At 71.8% G+C, this 24,795-nt stretch carries 21 protein-coding genes; 9 read left to right on the forward strand and 12 right to left on the reverse strand.

Annotated features, from left to right (window positions below):
* Positions 1 to 78: 78 nt before the first annotated feature.
* Positions 79 to 2,481, forward strand: a complete 2,403-nt coding sequence (locus tag AOM07_RS04315; RefSeq protein ID WP_084830099.1) for an ATP-binding cassette domain-containing protein — start codon at positions 79 to 81, stop codon at positions 2,479 to 2,481.
* 36 nt (positions 2,482 to 2,517) lie between these two features.
* Here the strand turns inward: AOM07_RS04315 and AOM07_RS04320 are convergent, their stop codons facing one another.
* The 6 genes from AOM07_RS04320 to ctaE all read right to left on the reverse strand — a co-directional run bounded on the left by AOM07_RS04320 (position 2,518) and on the right by ctaE (position 8,315).
* Entirely contained in the window at positions 2,518 to 3,225 is a 708-nt protein-coding gene (locus AOM07_RS04320) for a potassium channel family protein (RefSeq protein ID WP_084830100.1), read from the reverse strand.
* A gap of 105 nt (positions 3,226 to 3,330) precedes the next feature.
* On the reverse strand, positions 3,331 to 3,951 hold the full coding sequence (locus AOM07_RS04325; protein WP_062311574.1) for a superoxide dismutase: 621 nt from the start codon (positions 3,949 to 3,951) through the stop codon (positions 3,331 to 3,333).
* A gap of 224 nt (positions 3,952 to 4,175) precedes the next feature.
* Complete coding sequence (gene qcrB, locus AOM07_RS04330) at positions 4,176 to 5,804, reverse strand: cytochrome bc1 complex cytochrome b subunit (protein WP_062311575.1); 1,629 nt, start codon at positions 5,802 to 5,804, stop codon at positions 4,176 to 4,178.
* Positions 5,804 to 6,889, reverse strand: coding sequence for a cytochrome bc1 complex Rieske iron-sulfur subunit (gene qcrA, locus AOM07_RS04335; protein WP_062311576.1), 1,086 nt, complete (start codon positions 6,887 to 6,889; stop codon positions 5,804 to 5,806). Before qcrA ends, qcrB begins: the two co-directional genes overlap by 1 nt.
* Positions 6,886 to 7,671, reverse strand: a complete 786-nt coding sequence (qcrC, locus tag AOM07_RS04340) for a cytochrome bc1 complex diheme cytochrome c subunit (protein WP_062311577.1) — start codon at positions 7,669 to 7,671, stop codon at positions 6,886 to 6,888. The genes qcrA and qcrC overlap by 4 nt, the downstream gene beginning before the upstream one ends.
* 14 nt (positions 7,672 to 7,685) lie before the next feature.
* Positions 7,686 to 8,315 (reverse strand): aa3-type cytochrome oxidase subunit III, encoded by a 630-nt coding sequence (gene ctaE, locus AOM07_RS04345; RefSeq protein ID WP_062311578.1) that lies wholly within the window; start codon positions 8,313 to 8,315, stop codon positions 7,686 to 7,688.
* A 144-nt stretch (positions 8,316 to 8,459) separates the two neighbouring features.
* Here ctaE and AOM07_RS04350 point away from each other — a divergent pair, with 144 nt between their 5' ends.
* Together AOM07_RS04350 and trpD are read left to right on the forward strand one after the other, a co-directional pair.
* The gene (locus tag AOM07_RS04350) at positions 8,460 to 8,882 is read left to right on the forward strand and encodes a response regulator (RefSeq protein ID WP_062311922.1); all 423 of its coding nucleotides are present in this window, start codon (positions 8,460 to 8,462) and stop codon (positions 8,880 to 8,882) included.
* An 11-nt stretch (positions 8,883 to 8,893) separates the two neighbouring features.
* Positions 8,894 to 9,934 carry an anthranilate phosphoribosyltransferase gene (gene trpD, locus AOM07_RS04355; protein WP_062311579.1) on the forward strand — a complete coding sequence of 347 codons (1,041 nt, stop codon included), beginning with the start codon at positions 8,894 to 8,896 and terminating at the stop codon, positions 9,932 to 9,934.
* A gap of 13 nt (positions 9,935 to 9,947) precedes the next feature.
* On the opposite strand, the gene AOM07_RS04360 is transcribed toward trpD, so the two are convergent.
* Positions 9,948 to 11,675, reverse strand: coding sequence for a DEDD exonuclease domain-containing protein (locus AOM07_RS04360; RefSeq protein WP_084830101.1), 1,728 nt, complete (start codon positions 11,673 to 11,675; stop codon positions 9,948 to 9,950).
* Positions 11,676 to 11,829: 154 nt separating this feature from the next.
* Here AOM07_RS04360 and AOM07_RS04365 point away from each other — a divergent pair, with 154 nt between their 5' ends.
* Entirely contained in the window at positions 11,830 to 12,030 is a 201-nt protein-coding gene (locus tag AOM07_RS04365; protein ID WP_062311580.1) for a hypothetical protein, read from the forward strand.
* Between the two features lie 66 nt (positions 12,031 to 12,096).
* Here AOM07_RS04365 and AOM07_RS15155 read toward each other — a convergent pair whose 3' ends face one another.
* The 3 genes from AOM07_RS15155 to AOM07_RS04380 all read right to left on the reverse strand — a co-directional run bounded on the left by AOM07_RS15155 (position 12,097) and on the right by AOM07_RS04380 (position 15,985).
* On the reverse strand, positions 12,097 to 13,542 hold the full coding sequence (locus tag AOM07_RS15155; RefSeq protein WP_062311581.1) for an FAD-binding oxidoreductase: 1,446 nt from the start codon (positions 13,540 to 13,542) through the stop codon (positions 12,097 to 12,099).
* A gap of 229 nt (positions 13,543 to 13,771) precedes the next feature.
* Positions 13,772 to 14,068: a hypothetical protein gene (locus AOM07_RS04375; RefSeq protein WP_062311582.1), complete on the reverse strand. Its 297-nt coding sequence runs from the start codon at positions 14,066 to 14,068 to the stop codon at positions 13,772 to 13,774.
* Positions 14,069 to 14,191: 123 nt separating this feature from the next.
* Positions 14,192 to 15,985: an AMP-dependent synthetase/ligase gene (locus tag AOM07_RS04380; protein WP_228374379.1), complete on the reverse strand. Its 1,794-nt coding sequence runs from the start codon at positions 15,983 to 15,985 to the stop codon at positions 14,192 to 14,194.
* An 85-nt stretch (positions 15,986 to 16,070) separates the two neighbouring features.
* Between AOM07_RS04380 and AOM07_RS04385 the strand changes: the two genes are divergently transcribed.
* The 4 genes from AOM07_RS04385 (at position 16,071) to AOM07_RS04400 (ending at position 20,422) form a co-directional block, all read left to right on the forward strand.
* Positions 16,071 to 17,033 carry an ROK family glucokinase gene (locus AOM07_RS04385; protein WP_062311584.1) on the forward strand — a complete coding sequence of 321 codons (963 nt, stop codon included), beginning with the start codon at positions 16,071 to 16,073 and terminating at the stop codon, positions 17,031 to 17,033.
* 6 nt (positions 17,034 to 17,039) lie between these two features.
* Entirely contained in the window at positions 17,040 to 17,753 is a 714-nt protein-coding gene (locus AOM07_RS04390; RefSeq protein ID WP_062311585.1) for a lysophospholipid acyltransferase family protein, read from the forward strand.
* 82 nt (positions 17,754 to 17,835) lie between these two features.
* Complete coding sequence (locus AOM07_RS04395; RefSeq protein ID WP_062311586.1) at positions 17,836 to 19,035, forward strand: pyrophosphate--fructose-6-phosphate 1-phosphotransferase; 1,200 nt, start codon at positions 17,836 to 17,838, stop codon at positions 19,033 to 19,035.
* Positions 19,036 to 19,039: 4 nt separating this feature from the next.
* Positions 19,040 to 20,422, forward strand: a complete 1,383-nt coding sequence (locus AOM07_RS04400) for a class II 3-deoxy-7-phosphoheptulonate synthase (protein ID WP_062311587.1) — start codon at positions 19,040 to 19,042, stop codon at positions 20,420 to 20,422.
* Between the two features lie 114 nt (positions 20,423 to 20,536).
* On the opposite strand, the gene pknB is transcribed toward AOM07_RS04400, so the two are convergent.
* Both pknB and AOM07_RS04410 read right to left on the reverse strand, forming a co-directional pair.
* A complete protein-coding gene (gene pknB, locus AOM07_RS04405; RefSeq protein ID WP_062311588.1) occupies positions 20,537 to 22,495 on the reverse strand; it encodes a Stk1 family PASTA domain-containing Ser/Thr kinase in 1,959 nt (652 codons plus the stop codon).
* Between the two features lie 99 nt (positions 22,496 to 22,594).
* Entirely contained in the window at positions 22,595 to 24,316 is a 1,722-nt protein-coding gene (locus AOM07_RS04410) for a LysM peptidoglycan-binding domain-containing protein (RefSeq protein ID WP_084830104.1), read from the reverse strand.
* Between the two features lie 113 nt (positions 24,317 to 24,429).
* On the opposite strand from AOM07_RS04410, the gene AOM07_RS04415 reads away from it, so the two are divergent.
* Complete coding sequence (locus AOM07_RS04415) at positions 24,430 to 24,777, forward strand: Rv2175c family DNA-binding protein (protein WP_062311589.1); 348 nt, start codon at positions 24,430 to 24,432, stop codon at positions 24,775 to 24,777.
* The last annotated feature ends 18 nt before the right edge of the window (positions 24,778 to 24,795 follow it).

Here is a 24,795-nt window from a genome sequence, read left to right on the forward strand (position 1 = left end):
AGCCGGGCGCTTGGCCGCGCGAGTTGACCGTCCGGTCGGCCACGCGTGTCGGCCGCACTGTCAGCGCCGCGCGGCACAATGGGGACCGTCGCATCGTCCCCAGCGTCGGGAGTCCCCATGACCGTGCCCCATGCCGCCGACGCCCACGACCTCATCCGGGTCGAGGGCGCGCGGGAGAACAACCTCAAGGATGTGAGCCTCGAGCTGCCCAAGCGCCGCCTCACGGTCTTCACCGGGGTGTCCGGCTCGGGCAAGAGCTCGCTCGTGTTCGAGACCATCGCCGCGGAGTCGCGGCGCATGATCAACGAGACCTACAGCTCGTTCATCCAGGGCTTCATGCCGTCGCAGTCGCGTCCGGACGTCGACGTGCTCGAGGGCCTCACCACCGCGATCATCGTCGACCAGGAGCCCATGGGCGCCAACGTGCGCTCGACGGTCGGCACGGCGACCGACGTCCACGCGATGCTGCGGATCCTCTTCTCGCGCCTGGGCGACCCGCATGTGGGCGCGCCGCAGGCCTTCAGCTTCAATGTCGCGACGTCGTCGGGATCGGGCTCGGCGACCGTGACCCGCAAGGACGGCAGCACCGTGCGGGAGCACCGCGAGTACTCGGTCACCGGCGGCATGTGCGTGCGCTGCGAGGGCACGGGACGCATCAGCGAGCTCGACCTGTCCCAGATCTACGACGAGTCCAAGTCGCTCGCGGACGGCGCCATCACCATCCCCGGCTACACCGCCGACGGCTGGGCGGTGCGCATGTACACGGAGTCCGGCTTCCTCGACCCCGGCAAGGCGATCCGCGACTACTCCAAGCGCGAGCGGGACGACCTGCTCTACAAGGAGCCCACCAAGGTCCGGGTCGCCAACATCAACATGACCTACGAGGGGCTCATCCCCAAGATCCAGAAGTCGATGCTGTCCAAGGACCCGGACGCGATGCAGCCGCACATCCGCGCCTTCGTCGACCGGGCCGTGACCTTCGCGACGTGCCCCGACTGCGACGGCACCCGTCTCAGCGCGACCGCCCGCTCGTCCCTCATCAGGGGCGCCTCGATCGCGGACCTCGCGTCGATGCAGATCTCCGACCTCGCCGCATGGATGCGCGACCTCGCCGAGCCCTCGGTCGCGCCCCTGGTCGCGGCGCTGCGCGACACCCTCGACTCGTTCGTGGAGATCGGGCTCGGGTACCTGTCGCTCGACCGGTCGGCCGGCACGCTGTCCGGGGGAGAGGCGCAGCGCACCAAGATGATCCGCCACCTCGGGTCCGCGCTCACCGACATCACCTACGTGTTCGACGAGCCCACGGTCGGCCTGCACCCGCACGACATCGCGCGCATGAACCGCCTGCTCGAGCGCCTGCGCGACAAGGGCAATACCGTCCTCGTGGTCGAGCACAAGCCGGAGACCATCGCGATCGCCGACCACGTCGTCGACCTCGGCCCGGGCGCGGGCACCGCGGGCGGCGAGGTCTGCTTCGAGGGCACGGTCGACGGGCTGCGCGGCTCGGACACGCTCACCGGCCGCCATCTCGGCTACCGGGCGGTCCTCAAGGACGGCGTGCGCGAGCCGAGCGGCGCGATCGCGATCCGCGGGGCCGCGACGAACAACCTCCGCGACGTCGACGTCGACGTGCCGCTCGGCGTCCTCACGGTGGTGACCGGCGTGGCGGGCTCGGGCAAGAGCTCGCTCATCCACGGCGCTATCCCCGCCGAGGCCGGGGTCGTCACGGTCGACCAGCGGCCCATCAAGGGCTCCCGTCGCTCCAACCCCGCGACCTACACGGGCGCCCTCGAGCCGATCCGCAAGGCCTTCGCCAAGGCGAACGGCGTCAAGCCGGCGCTGTTCAGCGCCAACTCCGAGGGCGCGTGCCCCGTGTGCAAGGGCGCCGGCATGATCTACACCGAGCTCGGCGTCATGGAGACCGTCGCCAGCGTGTGCGAGGCGTGCGAGGGACGCCGCTTCAACGACGAGGTGCTCGAGCTCCTGCTCGCGGGCCGGTCGATCGCGGACGTGCTCGAGATGCCCGTGGAGCAGGCGCACGCCTTCTTCTCGGAGGGCGAGGCGCGCAACCCCGCGGCGGCGAGGATGCTCGGCCACCTCGTCGACGTGGGGCTCGGCTACCTGGCGCTGGGGCAGCCCCTCACGACCCTCTCCGGCGGCGAGCGGCAGCGCCTCAAGCTCGCCACGCACATGGGCGACAAGGGCGGCGTCTACGTCCTGGACGAGCCCACGACCGGGCTGCACCTCGCGGACGTGGCGCAGCTGCTCGCGCTGCTCGACCGGCTCGTCGACGCGGGCAAGACCGTCGTCGTGATCGAGCACCACCAGGCCGTCATGGCGCATGCGGACTGGATCATCGACCTGGGTCCCGGCGCCGGCCACGACGGCGGCCGCATCGTCTTCGAGGGCACGCCCGCCGCACTGGTGGCCGACCGCTCCACGCTGACGGGGGAGCACCTCGCGGACTACGTGGGGGCGTAGCGCGCCCGCGCGCCCGCCGGGCGCTCCGGGGCCGCCCTAGTCCTTCGTGTCGCGGTCCGCGAAGCCGGCCACGCCGACGAGGCGCGCGATCACCACGGCGACGAACAGCGTGCCCACCACGGCCTCGAAGGACCACAGCGAGCGCGCCCACGCGGACACCGGCACGATGTCGCCGAACCCGAGCGTCGCGAGCGTCACGTAGCTGCCGTAGAGCAGCCCCTGCCACGTGAGGGTCCCGGACGTCACGTTGGGATCCAAGAAGCTGCCGGGCTGCGCGAGCTCCATGAGCCCCGAGGCGACGCCGAAGACGCCGCCGAGGAGCAGGTACGCGCACACGGCGAGCAGCAGCATGTCCACGGTCCGGGTGCCCTGGGACGGCCGCACGAGCGACTCCGCGAGCGTCACCACCAGCGTGAGCTGCAGCAGCCCGACGCCGATGAGCATTGCGGCCGTGGCGTTCGCGTCGTCCTGACGGAAGGCGAACCACGTGGCGCCGCCGATGAGCGCGACGGAGGCGACGAGAAGGGGCCACCCGCGGCGGCGGTCCGAGTTGGCCCGCCGCACGCTGTAGACCACCACGCCGGCGTAGACGAGCAGGTACGCGACGGTCCAGGCCGGGCCCGAGTAGGTGACCGGGTAGCCGAACTGGAGCACCACGAGCGTGCCGAGCAGCATCCACAGCATCGGCCGGTGGCGCGCGGCCGGGGCCGGCTGCGGGGCGGGGGAGGTGCCCTCGGTGGACATGCGCCCACCGTATCGTCACCCCTGGTCCCGGCGCAGGAGGGCGGGGACGCGACAGGGGCGGCCTCCCCGGAGGGAGACCGCCCCTGAGGACGATGCGCGAGGGCCCTACGCGACGATGAGGCCCTGGGTCGCGGTCGCGGTGATGAAGCGACGCTGCACGTTGCCCCAGTCGACGACGTTCCACCAGGCGTTGACGTAGTCCGCCTTGACGTTCTTGTACTGGAGGTAGAACGCGTGCTCCCACATGTCGAGCATGAGCAGCGGGATGAGGCCGACGGGCACGTTGCCCTGCTGGTCGTAGAGCTGGACGATGATGAGCTTCTTGCCGACGGTGTCCCACGCGAGGATCGACCAGCCGGAGCCCATGATCGTCATGGCGTTGTTGGTGAAGTGCGCGCGGAAGCCGTCGAACGAGCCGAAGTGCTCGTCGATCGCGGCCGCGAGCTCGCCGTCGGGCTTGTCGCCGCCGTCGGGCGACATGTTGGTCCAGAACACCGAGTGGTTGGTGTGACCGCCGAGGTTGAAGGCCAGGGCCTTCTCGAGGCCGGCGATGGCGCCGAAGTCGCCGCTCTCGCGGGCGCCGGCCATCTTCTCGAGGGCGGTGTTCGCGCCGGCCACGTACGCGGCGTGGTGCTTGCTGTGGTGCAGCTCCATGATCTCGCCCGCGATGTGCGGGTCGAGGGCGCCGTAGTCGTACGAGAGGTCCGGCAGCGTGTAGTCGGCCATTCTTCCTCCAAGGTCGGGCCGCGGCACCGATGCGTCGCGGCCGGGTTTCCGGGAACGCTCCGAGCCTAGCGATCGCCGCCGGTCGGAGCGAGGTGGGACACCCCTGACAACCGGGAGGGCTGCCAGGTAATTCCGGCACCGTGCGACCGGCACCCGGCGCATCGTCCCCGGGAACGCCGAAGGGGCGCCGGGCCGATGCCCGACGCCCCTCCTGGACGATGCTGCTAGTGGTGGCCGTGCTCGTGCTGGGCCTCCGCGAGCTCCTCCGCCGTGACGGGGGAGATGCGCTTCTCGAAGTAGATCCGCGACAGCCACTGCTTGAAGCGGTCCCACCGGTAGCCCTTGCGGCGGACGCCGCGGTCGTTGAACTCCGGCTCGATCTCGAGCGGCGCGATGTCGTCGTGCTGGATGAGCACCCAGCGCTCCTCGTCGGTGAGCGGCTCGTGGACCTCGACGTACTCGCCGTGCTCGTGACGGACGATGCGGCCGGTCTCCTTGCCGTGCAGCACCAGCTCGCGGTCCTTGCGCTGGAGGCCGAAGCAGATGCGACGGGTGATCCAGAACGCGAGAGCCGGCAGGACGAAGATGCCGATCCGGAAGAAGTAGGTGAGGTCGTTGAGCGACAGGTGGAAGAGGTTCGCGATGATGTCGTTCGAGCCCTCCATCACCAGCACCACGTAGAACGTGATGAGGGCGACGCCGATGCCGGTGCGGACCGGGGCGTTGCGCGGACGGTCGAGCACGTGCTTCTCGCCGCGGTCGCCCGTGGCCCACGCCTCGATCCACGGGTACAGCGCGAGGAAGCCGAAGAACAGGCCGGGCAGGATCAGCGCCGGGACCAGGAGGTTCCACGAGAGCGTGTAGCCCCAGATCTCCCACTCCATGGGGATGACGTCGAACAGCCAGCCCGGCATGAGGCGCAGCGCGCCGTCGACGAACAGGATGTACCAGTCGGGCTGGGTGCCCGCGGACACCGGCGACGGGTCGTACGGGCCGTAGTTCCACACCGGGTTGATGGTGAAGATGGCCGCGACGAGGGCGACGATGCCGAAGACGACGAAGAAGAAGCCGCCGGCCTTCGCGGTGTACACGGGGAAGAGGGGCAGGCCCACGACGTTCTTGTGGGTGCGGCCGCCGCCCGGGTACTGGGTGTGCTTGTGCAGGAACACCAGGAACAGGTGCAGCGCGATCAGCACGAGGATCAGGCCGGGCACCAGCAGGATGTGCATGGTGAAGAGGCGGGGGATGAGGATCTCACCGGGGAACTCGCCGCCGAAGATCCAGTACGAGATGTACTCGCCGACGATCGGGATCGAGCGGGTCACGCCCTCGATGATGCGCAGGCCGTTGCCGGAGAGCACGTCGTCGGGGAGCGAGTAGCCCGAGAAGCCCGCCGCGAGCGACAGGATCATCAGGGTGAAGCCGACGAGCCAGTTGAGCTCGCGCGGCTTGCGGAACGCGCCGGTGAAGAACACGCGTGCCATGTGGGTGACGATCGCCGCCGTGAACAGCAGCGCGGCCCAGTGGTGGATCTGGCGCATGAGGAGGCCGCCGGGGACCTCGAAGGACATGTGCAGCGTCGAGGCGAAGGCCTCCGACATCTCCACGCCCTGCATCGTCGCGAGCGGGCCGTCGTACTCGACGATGGTCATCGACGGCACGAAGAAGGCCGTGAGGAACACGCCCGAGAGCAGCAGCACGACGAACGAGTACAGCGCGATCTCGCCGAGCATGAACGACCAGTGGTCCGGGAACAGCTTGCGCGCGAAGAACTTGACGAACCCGCCGATCGAGGTGCGCTCGTCGATGTAGTTCGCGGTGCCGGCGGCGGCGGAGTCGAGACGTGCGCCCATCAGTGGCTGCTCCCCTCGGTGTCGTCGTCGGCGTGCAGGCCGTCGGACGTGTCATGGAGGCGCGTCCAGTAGGACGGGCCGATGGGCTCGTGGAAGTCGGACTGGGCCACGATGTAGCCCTCGTCGTCGACCGCGATCGGCAGCTGCGGCAGCGGACGCTTCGCGGGGCCGAAGACCACCTTCGCGCCGTTGGCGACGTCGAACGTCGACTGGTGGCACGGGCACAGCAGGTGGTGGGTCTGCTGCTCGTACAGCGCCACCGGGCAGCCGACGTGGGTGCAGATCTTCGAGAAGGCGATGATGCCGTCGAACGACCAGTCCTCGCGGCCCGGCTGGAGGTTGAGGTCACGCGGGTCGAGACGCAGCAGGAGGACGACGGCCTTGGCCTTCTCCTCGATCTTGTGGTGCTCGAGCTCGTTGAGGCCCTCGGGGATGACGTGGAACGCCGAGCCGATGGTGACGTCGGACGCCTTGATCGGGGTGCCGTCGGGGTCGCGCGTCAGACGCATGCCCTTGCGCCACATCGTGTGGCCGAAGTTCGAGATGTTCCAGTCCGCGCCCATGTTGCCGATCTGCGGCCACAGCAGGGCCAGGGGAGCGGCGAGCAGCGCGGTCAGCATCGAGCCGACGAGCACCGGGCGGCGCTTGACGCCGCCCAGGCCGGAGTCCTCGACGCCGTCCTTGAGGTTCTGGATCGCGCCCTCGCGGCCCTCGTCCGACGAGCGGAGCGCGTGACGCTCCTCGACCATCTCGTGGTCGCGCATGAGGGTCTTCGCCCAGTGGATCGCGCCGAGGCCGATGCCGATCATGGCGAGGAAGATGCCGAGGCCGATCGCCATGTTGACGAAGCGGATCGAGTCGATCTCGTCGGTCATGTCGAGCGCCATGTAGGAGCCGATCGCGACGATCGTGCCGATGATCGACACGCCGAAGAGGGCGGCGACCTGACGCTCGGCCTTCTTGTCGGCCTTGGGGTCGACGTCCGCGCGGCGCGGGCGGTGATAGGGCAGGCCGGGGTTCTCGAAGCCGTTCTGCTTCTCCGAACCCTCCGGGCCGTGCTCGGTGGGGTTCTCAGTGGTGCTCATGAAGAACGGGCTCCGATCCACACGGTGCTGGCGATGATGAGTCCGAGGGCGACGAGCCACCCCCACATGCCCTCGGCGACGGGGCCGATGGCGCCGAGGCGGAGACCGCCCGGCGAGCCCTCGTCCTGCGCCTTGAGGAAGGCGATGATGTCGCGCTTGCCCTCGGGGTCGATGTTCGCGTCGTTGAACACCGGCATCGACTGCGGACCCACGAGCATGGCCTCGTAGATGTGCGTGGGGGTGGTCTCCCACAGGTTGGGGGCGTACTTGCCCTGCGTGAGGGCGCCGCCGCCGCCGACCGAGCCGTGGCACATGGCGCAGTTGGTGCGGAACAGCTCCATGCCGTTCGCCGCGTCCCCCAGCTCGGGGTCGACCTGCTCGGCGGTCGGGACGGCGGGACCGGCACCCAGCGACGCGACGTACGCGGCGAGCTGGGAGATCTCCTCGGCGGAGAACTGGGGACGCTTGGCGATCGCCTGCGGGCCCGAGGCCTGCATCGGCATGCGGCCGGTGCCGACCTGGAAGTCGACGGCCGCGGCGCCGACGCCGACGAGCGACGGCGCCACGCCGTCGGTGCCCTGGGCGTCGAGGCCGTGGCAGGAGGCGCAGTTGGCGGCGAAGAGCTTCTGTCCCTCGGTCACGTCGTCGGCGGTGGCCGTGGTGGCCTCGGCGGACGATGCGGTGGAGACGGCGGCGGCGATGCCGGCGATGAGACCGAGCAGCAGCAGGACGAGGACGACCGGTGCCGCGCGGTGGTAGCGGTGACGTGCGAGTGCGTTCATGATCGGCCGGTCCCTTACTGGATCAGGTAGATCACGGCGAACAGCGCGATCCACACCACGTCGACGAAGTGCCAGTAGTACGAGACGACGATCGTGGTCGTGGCCTCGTGCGTGCCGAACTTCTTGGCCGCGAACGAGCGCGCGAGCACGAACAGCATGGCGATGAGGCCGCCGAGCACGTGCAGGCCGTGGAAGCCGGTCGTGAGGTAGAAGACCGAGCCGTACGGGCTGGACGAGATGGTCAGGCCCTCGGAGATGAGCAGCGCGTACTCGTACACCTGGCCGGCGATGAACACCGAGCCCATGATGTAGGTGAGCACGAACCACTCGTGCATGCCCCAGCCCTTGAACTGGTACAGCTTCCCGGTGCGGCGGCGCTGATAGCGCTCGGCTGCCCACACGCCCGCCTGGGCGGTGAAGGAGGACAGCACCAGGACGGTGGTGTTGGCGAGGGCGAAGGGGATGTTCAGCAGCTCGGTCTTGTCGGCCCAGACCTCGGGAACCTGAGCACGCAGCGTGAAGTACATCGCGAACAGACCCGCGAAGAACATCAGCTCGGAGCTCAGCCACACGATGGTGCCGACGGCTACCTGATTGGGCCGGGTCGCGTGGATGGGCGACGGCGCAGTCGTGGCGTGGGACATAGGTCCCATTAAAGCGTACGGAGCACGCGGGACTCACCATCCAACGGCCGGGCGCGGTCGCGTGTTCCCGATGCGCGTCCGAGATGTCCGATCGGGCGTCCGGGTGTGGCGGACCTTCCCAGGTGTCGTGCCAGAATGGGCGCCATGAGCGACGTGGTCAAGCACGAGTCCGGGGACGTCGACGTCCGCAAGGCTCGCATCCTCCTGTACAGCGACGATCGCAACGTGCGCGAGAAGGTGCGCTTCGCGGTCGGCCCGACCACCCACGGCCGGCCGATCGAGTGGACCGAGACCGCCACGCACGCCGCGGTGACGGAGCAGCTCGACCGGAACTCCTTCGACCTCGTCATCCTCGACGGGGAGACCGCGAAGGTCGGCGGCATGGCCGTCGCCCGCCAGATGAAGCACGAGCTGTTCGTGTGCCCGCCGATCCTGCTCCTCGTGGGCCGGCCCGGCGATGCATGGCTCGCCACGTGGTCGGAGGCCGACGCCGCGGTGTCGCACCCGCTCGACCCGTTCGTCGTGCGCGACGCGGTCGACTCGTTCTTCGCGCCCGCGACCGCCTGAGGCCCGCGACGATGGCGACGCTTCAGGACCTGCTCGCGCGCCTCGTCGAGCATGAGGACCTCACCTCGGAGGAGACGGCGGCCGTCATGGACTCGGTCCTGACCGACTCCGCGTCGCCCGTCGCGATGGGCGCGTTCCTCGCCGCCCTGCGCGTCAAGCGCGAGACGCCCGCCGAGGTCGCGGGCCTCGCGGCCGCGATGCTCGCCCACGCCATCCGCTTCGAGGTGCCCGGCCGCACCGTCGACATCGTCGGCACCGGCGGCGACGGCGCCCACACCGTCAACATCTCCACGATGGCGTCCATCGTCATCGCGGGTGCGGGCCCGACCGTGGTGAAGCACGGCAACCGTGCCGCGACGTCGAAGTCCGGCTCCGCGGACGTGCTGGGCGCGCTCGGCGTGCGCCTCGACCTGCCCGTGGAGCGCGTGAAGGAGCTGGCGACCGAGGTGGGCATCACGTTCTGCTTCGCGCAGGTGTTCCACCCGTCGATGCGGTTCGCGATGCCCATCCGCAAGGAGCTGGGCATCCCCACGACGTTCAACATCCTCGGGCCGCTCACCAACCCGGCGCAGCCTCAGGCGACGGCCATCGGCTCGTCGTCGCTGCGCGTGTCGCCTGTGCTCGCGGGCGTGGTCGCGTCGCAGGGGCGTGAGGCGCTCGTCTTCCATGGCGACGACGGCCTCGACGAGCTCGCACCCACCGGTGCCGCCACCGTGTGGGAGGTGCGCGGCGGGGGAGTGACCGAGCTGCGGCTCGACCCCGTGGGCGACCTCGGCCTGGACCGCATCGTCATCGACGACCTGCGCGGCGGTGACGCGGACGAGAACGCGGCCGTCGTCCGCGACGTCCTCGCCGGGGCCACCGGGCCGGTGCGCGACACCGTGGTGCTCAACGCCGCATCGGGGCTCGTCGCGGACGCGACCCTGCCGGGCACCGCGAGCGGCACGCTCGTCGAGCGGTTCGAGGCGGGCATGGAGCACGCGGCCCGCGCGATCGACACGGGCGCGGCCTCCGACCTGCTCGACCGCTGGGTCGCGGCCACGCAGTCCTGACCCGGGCCCGAGCTCAGCCCTGCGCGCCCCGGATGACGGGGCGCGCGTCCCTGTCCGCGCGACGCGCCTCGACCCAGCGCGCGTGCCGCCCGGCGCCCGCGACCGGGCTCGACCACTCCCCGTCGACGTACAGCAGGCGGGTGCCCGGCGCCTCGATCCAGCGTGACACGAGCTCGCGCTCCTCGACCAGGACGTCCTCGTCGATCCCGAGGTCGCCCGTCAGCGCGCGCAGCCGGTCCGCGGCCTCCCACACGCGGTCCGTGACGCGCGCGGTGCCGACCATCGCGCCGGCGCGGAAGGCCGCGAGGTCCCAGCCGTCCCCGATGCGGCGCACCGCGACGATCGAGCAGCGGGCGAGGGAGGCGAGCCGCTGCGCGCGCATCGCGCCGTCGATCACCGCGCTCACGCCGTCGCGCAGCTCGGCCGCGCGCTCGTAGTCGAGGTCTTCCGCGCGCTCGGCGATCTGGCGCTCGAGCGCGGACACGACCGGGGTCGGGTCGGCGAGCAGCGCGTCGCGCGCCGCCGCGGCCGTCGCGTCGTAGCCGGAGGACTCGCCGCGCACGCAGGGCGCGGCGCACGCGCCCAGGTCCTTGAGCAGGCACGCCCGCGCGTTGGCGCGGGGAGTGATGGGCAGCCGCGTGGTGCACGTGCGCACGCCGAGCGCGCCCTGGAGCACCTCGATCGCGAGCCGCGCGTCCGAGCCCGAGCGCATGGGCCCGAGCGCCCCCTCCGGTCCCGCGACCGCGCGGGAGACGACCAGCCGCGGGTAGCGCTCGTCCGTGAGCCTCACCCATGGCGTGCGCTCGGGGCGCGCGGACCTGCGGTTGTACCGCGGGCGGTGCTCGGCGATGAGGCGGACCTCGCGGACGTTCGCCTCGAGCTCCGTGGCGCACACGATGGTGTCGACGCCGACCGCGAGCTCGAGCATCTCGCGGATCGAGCGGCGCTGCTCGCCGGTGGTGAAGTAGGACTTCACGCGCGACCGCAGGTTCTTGGAGGTGCCCACGTAGAGGCGCTCGCCGCGCGGCCCGCGGAACGTGTAGACGCCGGGCTTGGCGGGTACGCCCTCGGCCATCGCGGCCTTCTTGCGGATCGCCTCCGGCATGGGGTTGCGCAGCGCGTCGAGGTCCTCGCGGTGGGTGATGCCGAACGCGGCGATGCGCTCGAGCATCTTGTGGAGGATCTCGGACGTGGCGCGTGCGTCCTCGAGCGCGCGGTGGTTCGGCTCGACCACGGTGCCGAACACCCGCGCGAGCGTCGACAGCTTCTTGTTGGGCGCCTCCTCCTTGGTGGTGGCGCGGCGCGCGAGCGTGACCGTGTCGACCACCTGGTTGCCCGGCCACCGGTAGCCGTGCTCCCTGCATGCCGCGCGGAGGAAGCCCGTGTCGAACGGCGCGTTGTGGGCCACCAGCACCGCGTCGCCGAGGAACTCCAGGAATGACGGCAGCACGGTCTCGATGCGCGGGGCGGCCACCAGCATCGCGTCGGTGATGCCGGTGAGTGCGACGATCATCGGCGGGATCGGCATGCCCGGGTCGACGAGCGTCTGGAACTCGCCGACCACCTCGCCGCCGCGCGTCTTGACGGCCCCGATCTCCGTGATGCGTGCGGTCCCGGGCGACGTGCCGGTGGTTTCGAGGTCGACCACGACGAACGTGGTGCGGTGCAGCGGCTCGCCCACGTCCTCGAACGAGCGCTGCTGATGCAGGAGCTGCTCGACGGTGGAGGAGGGGCCGGTCATGCCGACGACGGTACGTCAGCCCTCCGACAGCCACGCCGATCGGCGGATCGAAGGCCCTCCGACCAGGCATCACGACGCAATGTCAGACCCCCTCCCTAGCGTGGGAGACGTCGTGAGAGGCACGGCGGACGGCAGGTGACGGGAGGGCAGCGGAATGCTGATCGACTGCGATTCATGCGAGATGCGGGGCAGGGGATGCGGCGACTGCGTCGTCTCGTTCCTCACGATCGAGGTGCGGCCGTCGGACCGCTCGCGCGTCGAGCTCGACGACGACCAGGCGAACGCGCTCGACGCGCTCTCCGCCGGTGGGCTGGTGCCGCCCCTGCGGCTCGTCCACCCGCCACAGGCCAGCTGACGCGCGGGAGCGCGCCGGGGGAGGGTCTCTCCCGCCGGCGCGCCCCGGTGCTGACGGTTCGGGCCGTCAGCGTCCGGCGCCGTGGCGCCGGAGGACCGTGCCGTCCGGGTCGTACGTCATCCGGACGGTGTCGAGACGGTCGACGGCCACGCCCACGAGGGTGCGCTCGGCGACGGGTCGCTCGACGAAGTTGGCGTACTGGTGGTCGCCCACCCACGGGCCCAGCGCGGCGAGCGCCAGGTCCACCATCGCGGCGGCCTGCTCGAGCGACGCGATCGGCGTGGCGGGCGCGATCGCGACGGCCGCCACCTCGCCGTCGATGCCCCTGAGCGCCGCGTCGTCCCCCTCGCCGAGCGCGAGCGCGCCGCCGAGGTGGCGCAGGTCCGCGGCCACCACGCCCGCGCACTGCGGGCCGTCGAGGGCGCCGAGCCACGCGTCCACGGCGGCGTCGTCGAGCGACGAGAGGACGACGCCCTCGGCCGCGCCCGCGGAGGGGTCCGGCGGGTCCATCGCGAGAGCGCCCAGCACCTCGAGGCCCGCCGGGGCGACGTCGTCCATGACCGGGTCCAGCGCGCGCAGCGGCGCGAGGAGGCGGTCGGCGAGCTCGTCCGACCCGACCACGGCGGCCTGGACCAGCACGAACGATCCGCCGCGGATGGCCGGGGGCAGCTCCTCGAGGTCGGGGAAGCGCAGCACGCGCGCCGTCGACGTGATCTCGCGGGGGAGCGAGGGCAGCAGGCGCGCCCACGTCTTGAGCACCTCGCCGGCGCGCTCGCGCGGCCACCACAGGCTGCCGGCGGTGAGGCGCGGCACGTCGTACAGGCGCACGGTGAGCTCCGTCACCACGCCGGTGCCGCCGCCGCCCCGCAGCGCCCACCACAGGTCGGCGTGCTCGGAGGGCGAGGCCACGACCACCGCGCCGCCGGGCAGCGCGACCCGCGCGGCGACGATCGAGCCGGCGCCGAGACCGTGGAGGCGGCCGAGCCAGCCGAGGCCGCCGCCGAGGCAGTAGCCGACGACGCCGACGGTGCGCGACGAGCCCGACAGCCCGGCGAGGCCGTGCGGCGCGGACGCGTCGAGCACGTCGCCCCACGTGGCGCCGGCGCCGACGGTGGCGGTCCGCTGCTCGGGGTCGATGACGACGTAGGAGAGCGCGGCGGTCCGTAGGAGGATCGCGTCGGCGAGGTCGCCGAGCGCGAACGCGCCGTGGCCGGTGCCCTGGGGTGCGACCCGCAGGTCCATGCGGGCGGCCAGGCGCATCGTCCGCGCGATGTCCGACTCGGAGCGGGCGAGCACGACGGCGGCGGGACGCTGGTCGACGCCCAGCTGCCACGCGGCGCGGGCGGCGTCCCAGTCGGGGTCGGTCGGACGGACCACCTCGCCGTCGAGGAGGGCGGCGAGGTCGTCGAGCCCGGCGTCGAGCGTCGCGCCGGTCAGGGTGGCGCGGTGCGCGCGGGCGGCGGTGGTGAGGGCGGCCGGCGAGGCGCCGGGCGCGGCGGTGGACACGGACATGGTGGGAACCTCCGGGGATGGATTCGCCCTCACTCTCGGCGCGTCCGATCCGTCCCGCCAGCCCCGAGTTGTGGTGCCACCCGGACGGGTGCCCCCCGGGCGAGGGGCATCCGGCATCCCGTGCCCCACGACGCCCCTGGCAGCGGCGCGAGGCCCGCGACGCGACGATGCCCGCGGCTCCTGGGCGGAGCGGCGGGCATCGGTGGCGCACCGGCGGGTGCGCGGGGTGTCAGCGGGGGAAGCGGGCGCCGACGGGACGCCGCCGGACCGCGATCTCCGGCACGAGGGCGACCGTGAGCGCGGCGCGCTGCTCCGGCGTGCGGTGCGGGAAGCGGGCGCCCACCGGGTGGAGCGGCCGCAGCGCGCGGCGGTACCGGCGGGCGACGCGGGTCTCGCGGGCGATGCCGCGCGGGAAGCGGGCGCCGACGGGCGCGGGGCGGACGGTCTCGCGGGTCACGGGCGGCTCGGCGGTGACGATGGCGAGGGTCCTGTCGGATGCGGGCTGGGTGGTGATCAGGTAAGGCATGTCTTCCTCCGGGGTCGGTTGCGCCTTCAGGCTCCGACCGTCCGGAGGGGGCCGCCAGCCCCGAGTTGTGGTGCCACCCGCGATGGTGTCCCCAGCCCGCGGGGCATCCGGCACGCGGTGACGTCAGCGCGGTGCGGGCGCGTACAGCGCCTCGACGTCCTCCGCGAAGTCGCGCAGCACCTGGGCGCGCTTGAGCTTGAGCGACGGCGTGAGGTAGCCGTTGTCCACCGTGAAGTCGTCCGCGAGGATCTCCCACTTGCGGATCGACTCGGCGCGCGACACGGCGCCGTTCGCCCTGCTCACCGCCTTCTCGAGGTGCTCGTGCACCACCGGGTCGACCGCCGCCTCGGCGGGGGTCATCTCGGGCAGGCCGTGGGCCTTGAGCCAGCCGGGCAGCGCCTCCGCGTCGAGGGTGAGGAGCGCGCCGATGAAGGGCTTGCCGTCGCCGACGACGACGCACTGGCTCACGAGCGCGTAGCCGCGCAAGCGGTCCTCGAGGACGGCGGGGGCGACGTTCTTGCCGCCCGCGGTCACGATGATCTCCTTCTTGCGGCCGGTGATGTAGAGGTAGCCCTCGTCGTCGAGCCGGCCGATGTCGCCGGTGTGGAACCAGCCGCCCTCCATGGCCTGCGCGGTCGCCTCGGCGTTGCGGTGGTAGCCGGCGAAGAGCATGTCGCCGCGCATGAGGATCTCGCCGTCGTCGGCGATCTCCACCTCGAAGCCGGGAAGCGCGGGACCCACGGAGCCGATCTTCGACAGGCGCGTGCGGTTGACGTGCGACGCGGCGGTCACCTCGGTGAGCCCGTAGCCCTCGAGCACCTGCAGTCCGAGGCCGTTGTAGAAGTGGCCCAGGCGGTCGCCCAGCGGCGCGGAGCCCGAGATCGCGTGGCGCGCGCGGCCGCCCAGGACCTCGCGGATCTTCGACAGCACGAGGCGGTCCGCGACGCCGTGGCGGAGCTTGAGCGCGAGCGACGGGCCGCCCGGCGTGGCGAGCGCCTTCGAGTAGTCGATCGACTGCTTCGCGGCCCACCGGAAGATCTTCACCTTGCCGCCCGCGGCGGCCTTCTGCTCGGCCGAGTTGTAGACCTTCTCGAACACGCGCGGCACCGCGAGGATGAGCGTGGGCTGGAAGCTCGCGAAGTACGGCACCAGCTTCCGGGAGTCCGGGCAGTAGCCGATGACGGTGCCCGAGGCGAGCAGCACCACCTCGACGAGGCGGGCGAGCGAGTGCGCGAGCGTGAGGAACAGCACGGTGCTGGCGCCGTCGAAGAGGAGGACGTCGTCGAGCTCCTCCTGGATGCCGTAGGTGTGCCGCACGAAGTTGAGGTGGGTGAGGACCGCGCCCTTGGGACGGCCCGTGGTGCCCGAGGTGTAGACGATCGTGGCGGGGGAGTCGAGCGTCGCGAGGCCCGCGCGCTCCGCCACGACCGAGTCGGGGATCCCGGCGCCCGCGTCCCGCAGCGCGTCCATGCAGCCGTCGTCGATCACGAGGATGTCGCGCAGCGGGCTCTCGGGGTCCTGCGCGACCTGGCGCGCGAGCGCGGCGTGCGCCTCGGTCTCGACCACGAGCACCGCGATGTCGGCGTCCGAGGTGATCCAGTCGATCTGCGAGGCCGAGGACGTGTCGTAGATGGGGACCGGGAGCGCGCCCGCGGTCCAGATCGCGACGTCGAGGATCGACCACTCGATGCGCGTGCGGGCCATGATTCCCACGCTCTGCCCGGGCTGGACGCCGCGAGCGATGAGGCCCTTGGCGGTGGCGTCGACCATCGCCTGCGCCTCGGCGCCGGTGACGTCGATCCAGCGGTCCTGGTCGTCCGCGTAGCGCATCACCACGCGGTCGGCGCGCTCCCGCCAGCCGGCGGCGATGAGGGCCACGATGTTCGGGGCGTAGTCGGCACGATCGGGCTGGCTCATCCTTGGGACTCCCATGGCGGTAGCGGGTACGTCACAGACGATAGCCTTGACGCAGACCCCAGGACACTTCGGAGGGCAACGAAGCATGCATGCAATCGGCGTAGACATCGGCGGCACCAAGATCGCCGTCGGTGTGGTCGACGAGGACGGCGCCATCATCGCCAAGACGAAGCGCAAGACGAAGCCGCAGGATCCCGCGAGCATCGACGGCGCGATCGCGGACGCCGTGGCCGAGCTCGCGGTGGAGCACGAGTTCCACGCGGTGGGCCTCGCGGCCGCCGGCTTCGTGTCGTCGGACCAGGAGCACGTGCTCTTCGCGCCCAACATCGCGTGGCGCGACTACGCGCTCGCGGAGAACGTCAGCCGCCTCCTCGGACGCGACGACATCGCGGTCGTGGTGGAGAACGATGCGAACGCGGCCGGGTGGGCCGAGTTCGCCTTCGGCGCGGCGCGCGACGTCTCGCACATGGCGCTGCTCACCATCGGCACCGGGCTCGGCGCCGCGCTCGTGGTCGACGGCAAGCTCGTGCGCGGCGCGTACGGCTTCGCGGCCGAGCTCGGCCACCTCCGCGTCGTGCCCGGCGGGCACCCGTGCGGCTGCGGCCTGCGCGGCTGCTGGGAGCAGTACGCCTCCGGCTCGGCGCTCACCCGCGAGGCGCGCCGCGCCGCGCTCGAGCGGCCGGTGCGTGCCGCGCGCCTGCTCGAGCTCGCCGGCGGCAACGCGATCGACATCCACGGTCCGCAGGTCACCGAGGCGGCCATGGAGGGCGACGAGCTCGGCATCGAGCTGCTCGCGGACCTGGGCCGCTGGATCGGCGAGGGCTCCGCGTCGCTGGCGGCTGCCCTCGACCCCGAGCTGTTCGTCATCGGCGGCGGCGTCGTCGCGGCCGGCGACCTCCTGCTGCACCCCGCCCGCGAGGCGTTCGAGGACAACCTCCCCGCGCGCGGCCACCGCCCCATCGTCCCCATCGTGCCTGCGCAGATGGGCAACGATGCCGGCATCGTCGGCGCCGCCGACCTCGCCCGAATCGCCGCCGCGAACCGCTAGGACACCATGAGCGACACGTACTACCGCCTCTTCAAGCACGTCCTGCTCGGCCCGGCCCTCAAGGGCGTGTACAAGCCGTCGGTCGAAGGGGAGGAGCACATCCCGGAGACCGGCGGCGCGATCCTCGCGTCCAACCACCTGTCCTTCTCGGACTCGGTGTTCCTGCCGGTCGTCATCGCCCGCAAGGTGGTGTTCCTCGGCAAGGAGGAGTACTTCACGGGCAAGGGCCCCAAGGGCTACGCGACCAAGGCGTTCATGGAGGGCGTGGGCACCATCCCCGTCCACCGTGGCGGCGGACGCGCCTCCGAGGCGGCCCTCCGGACGGGACTCCAGGTGGTGCAGGGCGGCGAGCTGCTCGGCATCTACCCCGAGGGCACGCGCAGCCCCGACGGCCGCCTCTACCGCGGCAAGACGGGCGTCGCGCGCCTCGCGATCGAGTCGGGCGCGCCGGTGATCCCGGTCGCGATGATCGACACCCACATCGCCCAGCCCATCGGCCAGAAGGTGCCCAAGCGGCACCCGATCGGCGTGAAGATCGGCGCGCCCATCGACCTCGCCGAGTTCGCCGGGCGCCAGGACGACCGCGCCGCGCTGCGCGAGGCGACCGACCGGATCATGGCCGCGATCGCCGAGCTCTCGGGCCAGGAGTACGTCGACCGCGACGCCGGCCTGGTCAAGCGCGAGCTCGCCAAGGAGCAGGACCCGGAGGCGGGGGCGTAGGCCTCCCGTCCCGGTGCCGCGCGCATCGGCGCGCGCCTAGAATGACCACGAAATCCGCAAGTCAAACGACGAAAGGTCCGTCATGTCGGTTCGCCGCGTTGCCCTCCTGACCGCAGGTGGGTTCGCTCCCTGCCTCTCCTCCGCCGTGGGTGGCCTGATCGAGCGCTACACCGAGATCGCCCCCGAGGTTGAGATCATCGCCTACGAGCACGGCTACTGGGGCCTGCTGCTCGGCAAGAAGACCGTCATCGACGAGGACGTCCGCAAGAACGCGGGCCTGCTCCACGAGTTCGGCGGCTCGCCCATCGGCAACTCGCGCGTCAAGCTCACCAACGTCGCCGACTGCGTCAAGCGCGGCCTCGTCGAGGAGGGCCAGGACCCGCTGAAGGTCGCGGCCGAGCAGCTCAAGGCCGACGGCGTCGACGTCCTCCACACCATCGGCGGCGACGACACCAACACCACGGCCGCCGACCTCGCCGCATACCTCGCGGAGAACGGCTACGGCCTCACCGTCGTGGGTCTGCCCAAGACCATCGACAACGACGTGGTGCCGATCCGCCAGTCGCTCGGCGCGTGGACCGCCGCCGAGGAGGCCGCGAAGTTCGGCCGCAACATCATCGGCGAGCACCGCTCGGGCCCGCGCATGCTCATCGTGCACGAGGTCATGGGCCGCGCGTGCGGCTGGCTCACCGCCGCCGCCGCGATGAAGTACCGCAAGGACCTCGAGACCCGCGAGTTCCTGCCCGGCATCGGCCTCACCAAGGAGCGCTGGGACATCCACGCGGTCTACGTGCCCGAGCAGAAGATCGACCTCGACGCCGAGGCGGCGCGCCTGCGCGGCGTCATGGACGAGATCGGCAACGTCAACATCTTCCTGTCCGAGGGTGCTGGCGTGCCCGAGATCATCGCGGAGATGGAGGCCTCGGGCCAGGAGGTCAAGCGCGACCCCTTCGGCCACGTGCGCCTCGACGAGATCAACCCCGGCCAGTGGTTCGCGAAGCAGTTCGCGGAGAAGCTCGGCGCGGAGAAGGTCATGGTCCAGAAGTCGGGCTACTTCTCGCGTGCCGCGGCCGCGAACCCCGAGGACCTGCGCCTCATCAAGTCGATGACCGACTACGCGGTCGAGTGCGCCCTGCGCGGCGAGCCCGGCGTCATCGGCCACGACGAGGAGGACGGCGACCGCCTCAAGGCGATCCCGTTCCCGCGCATCGCGGGTCACAAGCCCTTCGACACCTCCACCCCGTGGTACGTCGAGACCCTCGAGGCGATCGGGCAGGCGTAATCACATGACCGAGGCTGCCCTGGCGGCGGCGGGCGTCGACTCGTACCTCTCCAAGGAGGCGAGGCAGCAGCCGCAGTGGCCCGACGCCGCTGCGCTGCGACGCGCGACCGACCGTCTCACGCAGGTCCCCCCTCTGGTGTTCGCGGGCGAGGCGGACCGGCTGCGCGCGCAGCTGGCCGCCGCGTCCCGCGGTGACGCCTTCGTCCTCCAGGGCGGCGACTGCGCCGAGATCTTCGCGGAGGCCACGGCCGACCGCATCCGCAACAAGATCAAGACCATCCTGCAGATGGCCGTCATCCTCACGTACGGCGCCTCGACGCCGGTGGTGAAGATCGGCCGCATGGCGGGCCAGTACGCGAAGCCGCGCTCGTCGGACACGGAGACCCGTGACGGCGTGACGCTGCCCGTGTACCGCGGCGACATCGTCAACTCCTCCGGATTCACGGAGGAGGAGCGGATCCCGAACCCGGAGCGCCTGCTCGACGCGTACCACGTGTCCGCGTCGACGCTGAACCTCATCCGCGCGTTCACCCAGGGCGGCTTCGCGGACCTGCGCCGCGTCCACCAGTGGAACAAGGGCTTCTCCGCGAACCCCGCGTACGCCAAGTACGAGCAGTTCGCCTCGGAGATCGACCGCGCGGTCCGCTTCATGGCGGCCGCGGGGGGCGACTTCGACGCGCTCAAGACGGTGGAGCTGTTCTCGAGCCACGAGGCGCTGCTGCTCGACTACGAGCGGGCGCTCACGCGCATCGACTCGCGGTCGGGCCTCGCATACGACTGCTCGGCCCACTTCCTGTGGATCGGGGAGCGCACCCGCCAGCTCGACGGCGCGCACGTCGAGTTCCTGTCGAAGGTGCACAACCCGCTCGCGGTGAAGCTCGGCCCGACCGCCACGACCGCGGACGCGGTCGCGCTCGCCGAGCGCCTCAACCCGGACAACGTCGCCGGACGCCTCACGTTCGTCGCCCGCATGGGCGCGGACAAGGTCCGCGACGCGCTGCCCGGCATCGTCGAGGGCGTGCGGGACTCGGGCGTCACCGTCACGTGGCTCACCGACCCCATGCACGGCAACACCTTCACGTCGGACTCGGGCTACAAGACCCGCAAGTTCGACACGATCCTCGACGAGGTCACCGGCTTCTTCGAGGTGCACGAGGCGCTGGGCACCGTCCCGGGCGGCCTGCACGTCGAGCTCACGGGCGACGACGTCACCGAGGTCCTCGGCGGCACCGAGAAGATCGACGACGAGGGCCTGGCCCGGCGCTACGAGACCAAGGTCGACCCGCGCCTCAACCACCAGCAGTCGCTGGAGATGGCGTTCCTCGTGGCCGACCTGCTCGCGCGTCACAACGCGCGCAGGCCGCAGGAGGCCGACGAGCTCGGGTAGCCGACGCATCGTCCACGACGCCCCGTCCCGGTCCGCCGGGGCGGGGCGTTCCGCTTGCCCGTGCGGTCCCGGCGCACGAGCCCGGTCGGACGAGGGGAGGGACGATGCGGGGGATCAGTTGTAGACGAGGACGAGCGAGGTGTCCTGCTCGACCTGCGCGCCCGGGACGAGCGACTGGTCCACGATCGACCCCTTCGAGCTCCACGGCCACTTGGGGTAGAGGCTGACCTTGAGGTTGTCGTCCTTGGCGGCCTTCTCGGCGTCCTTGACGTCCATGCCGACGTAGTCGCCCACGGTCACGAGCGGCGGGCCGTCGGAGACCGTGATGGTGATGGAGTCGAGGCGGTTGCCGGCGGTGCCCGCCTCGGGGCTCTGCTGGAAGACCTCGCCCTCGGGGGCCTCGGAGGTGCGGGCGTGCTCGACGCCCACGTTGAGCCCGTACTCGTCCTCGAGGAGCGCGGTCGCCTCCTCCTCGCTCATCCCGCTGACGTCGGGGAACTCGATGGGCTCGGGCCCCGCGGACACGACCAGCGACACGGGCGTGTCGTGCCGGACGGTCTCGCCGGCCTTGGGGGAGATCGACATCACCTGGCCCTCGGGCACGGTGTCCGAGTACTTCGTGGTGACCTCGCCCAGCGGCAGCTCGAGCTCCGCGAGGCGTTCCTCGGCGGCGTCCTGCGAGCGGCCGACGAGCTTGGGCACGTCCGTCATGCGGGGGCCCTTGGACACGGTGATGCCGACGGTCCCGCCCTCGAGGATGCGCGCCTGCGCGTTCGGGTCCGTGGTGATGACGATGCCCTCGGCCACCTCGTCGTCGAAGACGCGGGTGACGTCCGGCACCAGGCCGGCGCCCTCGAGGATGGTCGTCGCGTTGGCCTCGGTCTCGTCGACCACCGACGGCACGGTCGTGTACGCGCCCGGGCCGATCGAGTTGTACCACCAGAAGCCGCCGCCGCCGAGGACGAGCACGGCGATGAGGATCGCCGCGATCCACCAGCCGGCGCGGCGGTCGGTGCGGGCGGGCTCCTTGGCCTCGGGGTCGTCGTCGGGGAGGGCCTCGAGCTCGGCGCCGACGGAGGGGAAGGGGTGGCCCAGGCCGATGGGGAGCGCCACGGTGGCGCCCGCGGGCGTGGCCGCGAGGACCGCGGTCGCGTCGGAGTCGCGCAGTGCCGCGGTCGACCCGGACGGCGGGTCGGCGCGGCGGTCGAGCGTGGGGTCGTCGAGCATCGTGAGCGTGCGGCGGACGTGCTGCAGCGCCTCGCCCGCGTCCTGCGGGCGCGCGGCGGGCTCGCGCGCGGTGAGCGCGCCGACCAGCTCGTCGATCTCGGCGGGGAGCCACGCGACGGCGCTCGACGGCGGCGGCACGTCCTCGTGGACGTGCTTGGTCGCGACCTGGATCGCGGTGGCGCCGGTGTGCGGCTGGCGGCCCGTCACCATCTCGTACAGCAGGACGCCGGCCGCGTAGACGTCGGTGCGGGCATCGGACACGCCGCTCGTGATGAGCTCGGGGCCAAGGTACGCGACGGTGCCGAGGATGGTGCCGGACGTGCTCGAGGTCACCTCGGTGACGGCGCGCGCGAGCCCGAAGTCGGCGACGCGGGGGCGGCCCTCGCCGTCGATGAGGACGTTCTCCGGCTTGACGTCCTGGTGGACGAGGCCCTGGCGGTGCGCGGAGGCGAGCGCGTCGAGCACCTGCTCGAGCGTGGTGAGCGCCTCGCGCAGCGACATCGGGCCGTCGAGCTCGAGGCGTTCGCGCAGGTTCACCCCGTCCACGAACTCCATCGTGAGGTACGAGACGTCCTCGTCGATTCCCTGGTCGTAGACCCGCACCACCCCGGGGTGCGTGAGGCGCGCGGCGGCCTTGGCCTCGCGCCGGAAGCGCGCCACGAACTCGCGCGAGTTCGGGTCGACCTCGAGGTGCGGGTGCATCACCTTGAGCGCGACATCCCTCTCGAGGCGGCGGTCGAAGGCGAGGTACACCGTCGCCATGCCACCCGCCGCGATGCGCTCGCGCACCTCGTAGCGGCCGTCGATGACGCGGCCGAGGAGCGGGTCGGTGAGGGTGTCGGACACGGGGTTCATTCTAGGCGGCGCGGCTGGGAGCTCCGACGGTCCGCGGACGGCGCGCCGCACCGGCGGCGGACGATGCGGCGCGCCCATGGTCGGGTCGGGTCACCGGAAGCGGGACATCAGGGCCTTCACGCTCGCCACGTAGCCGACCGTGTCCGAGTGGTAGCCGTGGTCGCGCACCGCGGCGGCGCCCTGGTAGTACCCGGCGATCGCGTCGTCCACCTTGGAGAAGCTGCGCGTGAGGTAGCGGAGGATGAGGATGCCGGCGGTGACGTTGTCCTCGGGGTCGAGGAGGTCGAGCTTGCGCCCCGCCATGTCCGAGGCCCACTCGCCCGACGTGGGGATGACCTGCATGACGCCGACGGCGTTGGCGGGGGAGACCGCGCGCATGTCGAAGCCCGACTCCTGGTACGAGATGGCCTGGGCGAGCGCCGGGTCGACGCCGTGCTTGCGGGCGGTGCGCACCACGAGCGCCTGCATCTGGTCGCGCGACGGCACCGAGCGCGACAGCAGGGTCGCCTTGTTGCGGTTCGCGGCGGCGACGATGCTGCTGGCGTACGTGCGGCCGGCGAACGTGTCGCCCACGAGGCCCGACGTCGTCTTCGTGGCGCCCGGGACGGTGAGGCGCTGCCCCACGAAGATCGTGGAGGCGTTCGCGAGGCTGTTGGTGCGGGCGAGAGCGGCGACGGTGGTGCCGTGGCGCTGTGCGATCGCGGACAGGGTGTCGCCGGACTTCACGGTGTAGACGCCGGACGAGGCCTTCTTGGTGGTCGTCGTCTTCTTCTTGGTGGTGGTCGTGGCGGTGCCGGGGATGGTGAGGCGCTGGCCGACGGTGATGAAGGCGGCGTTGGCGAGCTTGTTGGTGCGGGCGAGCGCGGCGACGGTGGTGCCGTGGCGCTGGGCGATCTCCGACAGCGTGTCCCCGGCCTTCACCGTGTAGCGGCCGCCGGTCGCCTTCGTCGTGGAGGTCTTCTTGGTGGTCGTGGTCTTCTTCGCCGTGGTGGTGGCGGTGCCGGGGATGGTGAGGCGCTGGCCGACGGTGATGAAGGCGGCGTTGGCGAGCTTGTTGGTGCGGGCGAGCGCGGCGACGGTGGTGCCGTGGCGGTGGGCGATCTCCGACAGCGTGTCGCCCGCCTTCACCGTGTAGGCGCTGCGCGTGGTGGACGTGCTGCGGGACGACGATGCCTTCTCCGTGGTGCCGGAACCGCCGATGGTGAGGCGCTGGCCCGGGTAGATGAGGGCAGCGTTGGCGAGCTTGTTGGTGCGGGCGAGCGCGGCGACGGTGGTGCCGTGGCGGTGGGCGATCTCCGACAGCGTGTCGCCCGCCTTCACCGTGTAGGCGCTGCGCGTGGTGGACGTGCTGCGGGACGACGATGCCTTCTCCGTGGTGCCGGAACCGCCGATGGTGAGGCGCTGGCCCGGGTAGATGAGGGCAGCGTTGGCGAGCTTGTTGGTGCGGGCGAGCGCGGCGACGGTGGTGCCGTGGCGGTGGGCGATCTCCGACAGCGTGTCGCCCGCCTTGACCGTGTACGTCGCCGAGAGCGTCGTGGTCGTGCGGGGCTTCGTGGACTTGCCGCCCTTGGTGGGGATCGTCACCGTGGTGCCGACGTAGATGGTCGCGCGCGCGTCGAGGTCGTTCGCGGCCACGATCGCGGGGATCGTGCTGCCGTACCGGTGCGCGAGGTCGGAGACCGTCTCGCCCTCGCGGACGCGGTGCTGCTCGTCCGCGGCGGCGGGTCCGGCGGTGGCCAGGCCGATCATCGTGACGAGGGCCGCCGTGGTGGCGGCCCGTCCGACGGGGACGGGGGTCGTCGACGCTGCCATGCGAGCCTCCGGTGTGAGTGATGGGGGTGGTGTGACAGATGTGACAAATGTGACGGTAACCCGGGGGGCCGCGCGGTCGCAAGGGGGCGGCGTCGCATCAGTACCCTGGAGCCATGACCGACGCCGCCTGGCTCACCGTGCCCGACTTCGCCGACCGCCTGGGGATCACCGCCAGCGCGGTCCGGGAGATGCTCCGCGAGGGGCACCTCTTCGCCGTCCGCCGCGGCGAGCGCCAGACCCTGCAGATCCCCGAGGACGTCATCGTCGACGGCGAGGACGGGCCCGAGGTGATCGCGACGCTCCGCGGCACGCTCACGCTGCTGCGCGACGCCGGCATGGACGACGCGGAGTGCGCGGACTGGCTGATGGCCGACGAGCCCGAGCTCGGCATGACGCCGCTCGCGGCGCTGCGCGAGGGGCGCCGCGCCCACGTGCGCCGCGTCGCGCAGGCCCTGCTCTAGCGAGCCGCCCGCCCGGGC

This window comes from Demequina rhizosphaerae, assembly GCF_000971255.1.
GTDB lineage: Bacteria > Actinomycetota > Actinomycetes > Actinomycetales > Demequinaceae > Demequina > Demequina rhizosphaerae.

Bases quoted from the DNA above. Each gene is read 5' to 3' on its own strand.
- AOM07_RS04315 (WP_084830099.1), top strand. From the start codon at position 79: ATGGGGACCGTCGCATCGTCCCCAGCGTCGGGAGTCCCCATGACCGTG.
- AOM07_RS04320 (WP_084830100.1), bottom strand. From the start codon at position 3,225: ATGTCCACCGAGGGCACCTCCCCCGCCCCGCAGCCGGCCCCGGCCGCG.
- AOM07_RS04325 (WP_062311574.1), bottom strand. From the start codon at position 3,951: ATGGCCGACTACACGCTGCCGGACCTCTCGTACGACTACGGCGCCCTC.
- qcrB (WP_062311575.1), bottom strand. From the start codon at position 5,804: ATGGGCGCACGTCTCGACTCCGCCGCCGCCGGCACCGCGAACTACATC.
- qcrA (WP_062311576.1), bottom strand. From the start codon at position 6,889: ATGAGCACCACTGAGAACCCCACCGAGCACGGCCCGGAGGGTTCGGAG.
- qcrC (WP_062311577.1), bottom strand. From the start codon at position 7,671: ATGAACGCACTCGCACGTCACCGCTACCACCGCGCGGCACCGGTCGTC.
- ctaE (WP_062311578.1), bottom strand. From the start codon at position 8,315: ATGTCCCACGCCACGACTGCGCCGTCGCCCATCCACGCGACCCGGCCC.
- AOM07_RS04350 (WP_062311922.1), top strand. From the start codon at position 8,460: ATGAGCGACGTGGTCAAGCACGAGTCCGGGGACGTCGACGTCCGCAAG.
- trpD (WP_062311579.1), top strand. From the start codon at position 8,894: ATGGCGACGCTTCAGGACCTGCTCGCGCGCCTCGTCGAGCATGAGGAC.
- AOM07_RS04360 (WP_084830101.1), bottom strand. From the start codon at position 11,675: ATGACCGGCCCCTCCTCCACCGTCGAGCAGCTCCTGCATCAGCAGCGC.
- AOM07_RS04365 (WP_062311580.1), top strand. From the start codon at position 11,830: ATGCTGATCGACTGCGATTCATGCGAGATGCGGGGCAGGGGATGCGGC.
- AOM07_RS15155 (WP_062311581.1), bottom strand. From the start codon at position 13,542: ATGTCCGTGTCCACCGCCGCGCCCGGCGCCTCGCCGGCCGCCCTCACC.
- AOM07_RS04375 (WP_062311582.1), bottom strand. From the start codon at position 14,068: ATGCCTTACCTGATCACCACCCAGCCCGCATCCGACAGGACCCTCGCC.
- AOM07_RS04380 (WP_228374379.1), bottom strand. From the start codon at position 15,985: ATGAGCCAGCCCGATCGTGCCGACTACGCCCCGAACATCGTGGCCCTC.
- AOM07_RS04385 (WP_062311584.1), top strand. From the start codon at position 16,071: ATGCATGCAATCGGCGTAGACATCGGCGGCACCAAGATCGCCGTCGGT.
- AOM07_RS04390 (WP_062311585.1), top strand. From the start codon at position 17,040: ATGAGCGACACGTACTACCGCCTCTTCAAGCACGTCCTGCTCGGCCCG.
- AOM07_RS04395 (WP_062311586.1), top strand. From the start codon at position 17,836: ATGTCGGTTCGCCGCGTTGCCCTCCTGACCGCAGGTGGGTTCGCTCCC.
- AOM07_RS04400 (WP_062311587.1), top strand. From the start codon at position 19,040: ATGACCGAGGCTGCCCTGGCGGCGGCGGGCGTCGACTCGTACCTCTCC.
- AOM07_RS04410 (WP_084830104.1), bottom strand. From the start codon at position 24,316: ATGGCAGCGTCGACGACCCCCGTCCCCGTCGGACGGGCCGCCACCACG.
- AOM07_RS04415 (WP_062311589.1), top strand. From the start codon at position 24,430: ATGACCGACGCCGCCTGGCTCACCGTGCCCGACTTCGCCGACCGCCTG.